Genomic DNA, 6,000 nt, shown 5'->3' with positions numbered 1-6,000 from the left:
CAGACGCGGCCGGTGACCAGCTGGAACGGACGGGTCGAAATCTCCTTGCCCGCTTCGGCCACGCCGATGATGATCGACTGGCCCCAGCCCTTGTGGCAGCACTCCAGCGACTGGCGCATGGTGGTGACGTTGCCGATGCATTCGAAGGAATAGTCGGCGCCGCCGTCGGTCAGCTGGACGATGGCGTCGACCACGTTCCCGACTTCCTTCGGATTGACGAAGTGGGTCATGCCGAACTGGCGCGCCATCTGTTCGCGGCCAGGGTTGATGTCCACGCCGATGATCTTGTCGGCGCCGACCATCCTGGCCGCCTGGATGACGTTCAGGCCGATGCCGCCCAGGCCGAACACGACCACGTTGGCGCCGGGTTCCACCTTGGCCGTGAAGATCACCGCGCCCACGCCCGTGGTTACGCCGCAGCCGATATAACAGGTCTTGTCGAAGGGAGCATCCTCGCGGATTTTTGCCAGCGCGATTTCCGGCACCACGATGTAGTTCGAGAAGGTCGAGGTGCCCATGTAGTGGTAGATCGGCTGGCCGTCCAGCGAGAAGCGCGAAGTACCGTCCGGCATCAGGCCGCGGCCTTGGGTGGAGCGGATGGCCTGGCACAGGTTGGTCTTGCGCGACAGGCAGAATTTGCACTGGCGGCATTCCGGGGTGTAGAGCGGAATAACGTGGTCGTCGCGCTTGACGCTGGTCACACCGGGACCGGTTTCGAGGACGACGCCCGCCCCTTCATGACCGAGGATGGCTGGGAAGATGCCTTCCGGATCGGCGCCCGACAGCGTGTAGTAATCGGTATGGCAGATGCCGGTGGCCTTGACCTCGACCAGCACTTCGCCGGCGCGCGGGCCTTCCAGGTCGACGTCGGCAATCGTCAGGGGTTCCCCGGCCTTCCATGCGATGGCGGCTCTCGTTTTCATGGTGTCTCCGTTGTGAATGGTCTTGTGCTACGTCCAGGCATTCGCAAGGGTCGTGCCAGGCGCCTGGCCTAGGAAACCTGTGCAGAGTTCGTGTACGCCCGTGCCGGAACCGCAACACTCGGGCGGCAACTGTGCAAATCTGGAGCAGGTGTCCTGCCGCCGGAAACCGGAAACCGGCACGCCGTCCAGGGATCGAATGGGATGGCAGGCATATTGCTTGGATTGCAAACCATAAATCCGGAACAGGGAGAACAGATGACGCACCCACCATGCAGGCTGAACGCCATCGCCGCGCTGTGTGCCGCCGGCGGCGTGGCGCTCGCCTGCCCGGCGTACGCGGCCGATACCGGGACCGGCGCGGCCGGCGCGGCGGCCGGCATTCCCGTCGTGATCGTCACCGGCAGTCGTGCCGAGCACGATCGTGCCGACTTCCCGGCGGCGATCGACGTCGTCGACGCATCGCGCATCCGCGATACGCAGATGCGCGTCAACGCTTCCGAAGCCTTGGTTGCGGTACCGGGACTGGTGATCCAGAACCGGCAAAACTACGCGCAGGACCTGCAGATCTCGTCGCGCGGCTTCGGCGCGCGCTCCACCTTCGGCGTGCGCGGCATGCGCCTGTTCGCCGACGGCATCCCGGCCACCATGCCGGACGGCCAGGGACAAGCAGCCACTTTCAACCTCGACATGGCCGAGCGCATCGAAGTGCTGCGCGGACCGTTCTCCGTCGTCTACGGCAACCACGCGGGTGGCGTGATCCAACTGTTCACGCGCGAGGGACGCGGCAGTCCGGTACTGGAAACCAGCCTGTCCGGCGGCAGCGACGGCATGGTCAAGCTCGACGTCAACGCCGAGGGCGAAACCGAGGGCCTCGGCTATGTGATCGATGCCTCGCGCTTCGATACCGAGGGCTACCGTGCACACAGCGCTGCGCGGCGCGACCAGGGCATGGTAAAGCTGACCACCAGGCCAGGCGCGACGAGCAAGCTGACGGTCACCGCCAGCAGCCTGTCCCAGCACGACACCCAGGATCCGCTGGGCGTTACCTGGGCCACCTTCGAGCGCAATCCGCGCGCCGGCGAAATCGACGCCACCGATACCCGGACGCCGAAGCGCACGCTGGCCGACCGCTACGACACGCGCAAGAGCATCGACCACCAGCAGATCGGCGCCACCTTCGAGCAGCGCTTCGGAGAGGACCGCCTGCACGCGACGGTGTATGGCGGCAACCGAGGCGTGATCCAGTACCAGTCCTTCTCGCGCGCCTTCCAGGCGCCGCCCACGCATTCCGGCGGCGTGGTCGATTTCGACCGCGACTTCTACGGCGCCGACCTCAACTGGATGTTCGTGCGTCCTCTCGCCGGCGGCAAGCTCAGCACGACAGTCGGCATCGACATCGACCGCTCCACGGACGACCGCAAGGGCTACGAGAACTTCGTCCTCGAGCAGTCCGTCCCGCGCTTCGGCGTCAAGGGCACGCTGCGGCGCGACGAGACCGACGTGCTGACCGGCATCGATCCCTACCTGCAGGCCGAATGGCAGGGCGGTCCCTGGGTACTCACGGCCGGCCTGCGCCACAGCCGCCTGAAGGTGGAGGTCGAGGACCGCTTCCTCGGCAACGGCAACGACAGCGGCACGATCGACTACCGGCGCACCACGCCGGTGCTCGGGGTGTTGTACAAGGTGGAGCGAGGACTGAACCTGTACGCGAGCGCGGCGCGCGGCTTCGAGACCCCGACCTTGAACGAGCTGTTCTATTCGAGCGGCGCCACCGGCTTCAACTTCCACCTGGCGCCGGCCAGGAGCCGCCACCTGGAGATCGGCGCGAAGACCGTGCTGGGCAGCGACACGCGTATCGACCTGGCGCTGTTCCAGGTGCGCACCGACGACGAACTGGTGGTCGACAGTTCGGTCGGCGGACGCACCAGCTATCGCAATGCGAGCAAGACACTGCGCCGCGGCGCCGAAGTGTCCCTCGACACCGATCTCAAGAACGGTTTCAGCGGCAAGCTGACCCTGAGCATGCTGCGCGCAAGCTACCAGACCGGCTTCGGCGCCGTGCCGGCCGGCAGCCGCCTGCCGGGCGTGCCGCGCGCGAGCATGTATGGCGAGCTTGCCTGGAAGGACGAGAGCGGACGCCTGGGGGTTGCGCTGGAAACCATTGCGAACGGCAAGGTGTATGCGGAGGATACGAATACCGAGCGCCCGGCGCCCGGCTATGCGCTAGTGAACCTGCGCCTCCAGGCGCGCCAGGGCCGCGATCGCTGGCGCTTCAAGGAGTTCCTGCGCCTGAACAATATGTTCGACCGTAACTACATCGGCTCGGTCATCGTCGGCGACACCAATAAACGCTTTTACGAAGCGGCGCCGGGGCGACAGTGGATGGCCGGCCTCACCACCGAATATCGCTTCTGATCAGAAACGATAGCGCAGGCCCGCGACCACGGCCCGCGGTGCGCCCGGCGCCACGAAACGCGCCTGTTCGGCCTCGCCGGCCTGCTCGTGCGGCGCGAGCAGGCGGCCATGCGGAAACAGGTCCGGCGCCAGCGCACCAAAGGTTTCGTAACGGCGGTCGAACACGTTGCTGATGCGTGCAAAAAATTCCCATTGATCTGCCGGCCGGTAGCTGGCGCGCAAGCCGAGCAGCATATAGCCATGCACGCGCCGGTCGGCGCGCTGCGCATCCTTGCCGTCTTCGGCATCCTCGATCAGGCCGTCCTCGTTTCCTTGCGTGACCAGGCTCGATACCGCGTGGATGTCCATGCCGAGGGTCAGCGCCGGGCTCGTGTTCCAGTCCAGCGACAGCTTGCCGGTATGGCGCGGCAGGCCCGCCATCCGGGTGCCGCGCCGGATCTGGACATGGCGCGCACCGGTGAACAGTTCGCCGTCGGCGTCGTACACCGCCTGCAGGTAGCTGTAGGCGAGGCGCAGCCCGAGCCGTCCGGACTGGCGGCTCAGCATGGCGTCCAGGCCCTGGTGACGGGTACGCTCGAAATTCGAGAAATAGCCCTGGCGCGACGGCGAGCTCAGGAACAGGATGTCGTCGCGGTTGACTGTCCGGTGCAGGGACAGCGAATAGCTGCCCGACACGCCATCCTGCTGGAAGCGGCCGCGCGCCCCGGCCTCCATGGTGCGCGCAACGACCTGCTTCAGGTAGGGATCGGATTGCAGGCCGACCGGCAGGCGGCACGGATTGTCCGGGTCCGCGCATCCCAGCTCGATCACGGTCGGCACCCGGCTACCCTGAGCAAGGTTGGCGAACAATGTCACACGCGGAAGCAGCACATGGGTGAAGCCGAGCGCGGGATTCAGGCGGCGGTAGCTGAAGCCTTCCCGCGGCTGCACGCCCCGCTCGTTGCTCAGGGTGTTCTCGACGCGTGTGTGGCCATAGCGCGCACTGGCCGTCAGTTGCGTTCCCGGCGCGACTTCCATGGAGGCGGAAAGATAGACCCCGGCAGTACGCGATTTGCCGACCACCGATGAGGTCGACTCGCGCGACTCGAGCGGATCGCCGATGACTTCACGCGCGGCGGTCACGAATGCCGCTTGTGCGAACTGGGCGTACTCGACGTCGCTGCGGTCCAGGCTGGCGCCGCCGTCCAGGCGCAATATGCCGCGCCGGGTGCCGAACGCAAGGCTGGCGCCGCTGCCATTCTGGCGCGTACTGGTCGTATTCAGTACGCCGGCATGCATTGCAGCGCCCTGCTCCCTCGTCACCCCGCACGAAGCCGGCTCGCGCGGCGCGCCATCGGCACCAAAGCCGGCGGCGCAGTCCTCGGCGTAATCGCCGTAATCCTCGCTGACATCGCCGTTGACGGTTTCGCGACGGCTGTTGCGAACATAGGCGACGGCGCTCAGTTCGCTGTCGCGAGCAAGGCGGTGCGTGAGGTTGAAGGTGCCCTGAACCAGGTGGTTGCGGGTCGTGTCCGGATAGGTATAGACGGCGCTGCGCTCATCCCGATACAGAAGGTCCGGCAGCAATCCGTTGCCGAGCACACGGCTGCGGCCGGCGAGCAGCGACGCGCTCCACTCGGTGGCCCCGCTCGCCTGGCCAAGCTTGGCCAGCATATTGCCCAGCCTTCCGGCGGAGTGAGCGCGCCAGCCGGTATCGTCGAACAGCGTGGCGCCGATGAAGCCATGCCAGCCACCGCTGCCCTGCCAGCCGTAGGCGATGTCGCTGCGGCGCCGGCCCTGACTGCTTACCGACAATTCGAGCTCGCCGCCCGGATCCGTGAGACCGGACTTGGTCCTGAAGGCGAGCGCACCGCCCAGCGTGTTCAGGCCGTACAGGGGGTTGGCGCCGGTGACGAGGGCCAGGTCGCCGATCGCCGCCTCCGGCATCATGTCCCAGTTGATCACATCGCCGAAAGGCTCGTTCACGCGCACGCCGTCCAGGTAGATGGAGATGCCCTGTGAGCTGCCCAGTATGGACGATGCGCGGAAACCGCGGAAGGTGATATCGCTCTGGAAGGGGCTGCCCGAAATCTCGTTCGCGTTCACGCCGCTCAGGTTGTGCGCCATGAATTCGGCCAGGTTCTCCCCGCCCGCCTTGCGGATGGCTTTGTCGCTTGCTAACTGTACCGGGTAAGGCAACAGGTCGCGATCGATGCCGAGTCCATAGACAGGTGCAAGGCCGACGACCTCGACCCTGGCGACGCGCGGCTCTTCGGCGGTGGCGGTGCCAGCGAGGAGCAACAGGAAAGGCATGCCAAGCCGTGCGACGGCGGCGCCTGCCGCGCGACCGATTCGATGCGCCATCCATGTCCCCTGGTCTTGTGGTTTGTCGTAATGCGAGCAAATGACATGCCAACTGGCCGATCCCGGTATGGGAAGCTGAATTGTTCGGAAACGATACAGGTGCTGTGAATGAGTGTAGCGGAATGGAGCGATCGAATGTCGAGCGCAGAAAAGCAAAAAGCCCGCTCAATGAATTGAGCGGGCTTCTGCGAATAATTAGCCTGACGATAACCTACTTTCACACTGGTTGCAGCACTATCATCGGCGCAAAGTCGTTTCACGGTCCTGTTCGGGATGGGAAGGGGTGGTACCGACTTGCTATGGTCATCAGGCATGACTT

General features: G+C 65.6%; 3 protein-coding genes and 1 rRNA gene. 1 reads left to right on the top strand and 3 read right to left on the bottom strand.

What is annotated here, in order from left to right:
* Positions 1 to 923, bottom strand: a 923-nt coding sequence (locus tag AC1DOP_RS27000) for a zinc-binding dehydrogenase (protein ID WP_442124962.1), incomplete at its 3' end; no start/stop codon positions are given.
* Positions 924 to 1,178: 255 nt separating this feature from the next.
* Here AC1DOP_RS27000 and AC1DOP_RS26995 point away from each other — a divergent pair.
* Positions 1,179 to 3,338 carry a TonB-dependent receptor family protein gene (locus AC1DOP_RS26995; RefSeq protein WP_442124961.1) on the top strand — a complete coding sequence of 720 codons (2,160 nt, stop codon included), beginning with the start codon at positions 1,179 to 1,181 and terminating at the stop codon, positions 3,336 to 3,338.
* On the opposite strand, the gene AC1DOP_RS26990 is transcribed toward AC1DOP_RS26995, so the two are convergent.
* Positions 3,339 to 5,681: a TonB-dependent receptor gene (locus AC1DOP_RS26990; RefSeq protein WP_442124960.1), complete on the bottom strand. Its 2,343-nt coding sequence runs from the start codon at positions 5,679 to 5,681 to the stop codon at positions 3,339 to 3,341.
* A gap of 198 nt (positions 5,682 to 5,879) precedes the next feature.
* Positions 5,880 to 5,992, bottom strand: a 5S ribosomal RNA gene (rrf, locus tag AC1DOP_RS26985).
* Positions 5,993 to 6,000 lie beyond the last annotated feature (8 nt).

The organism is Massilia sp. 01N410, from assembly GCF_056399665.1.
This window is presented reverse-complemented; position numbering and strand designations above follow the sequence as displayed.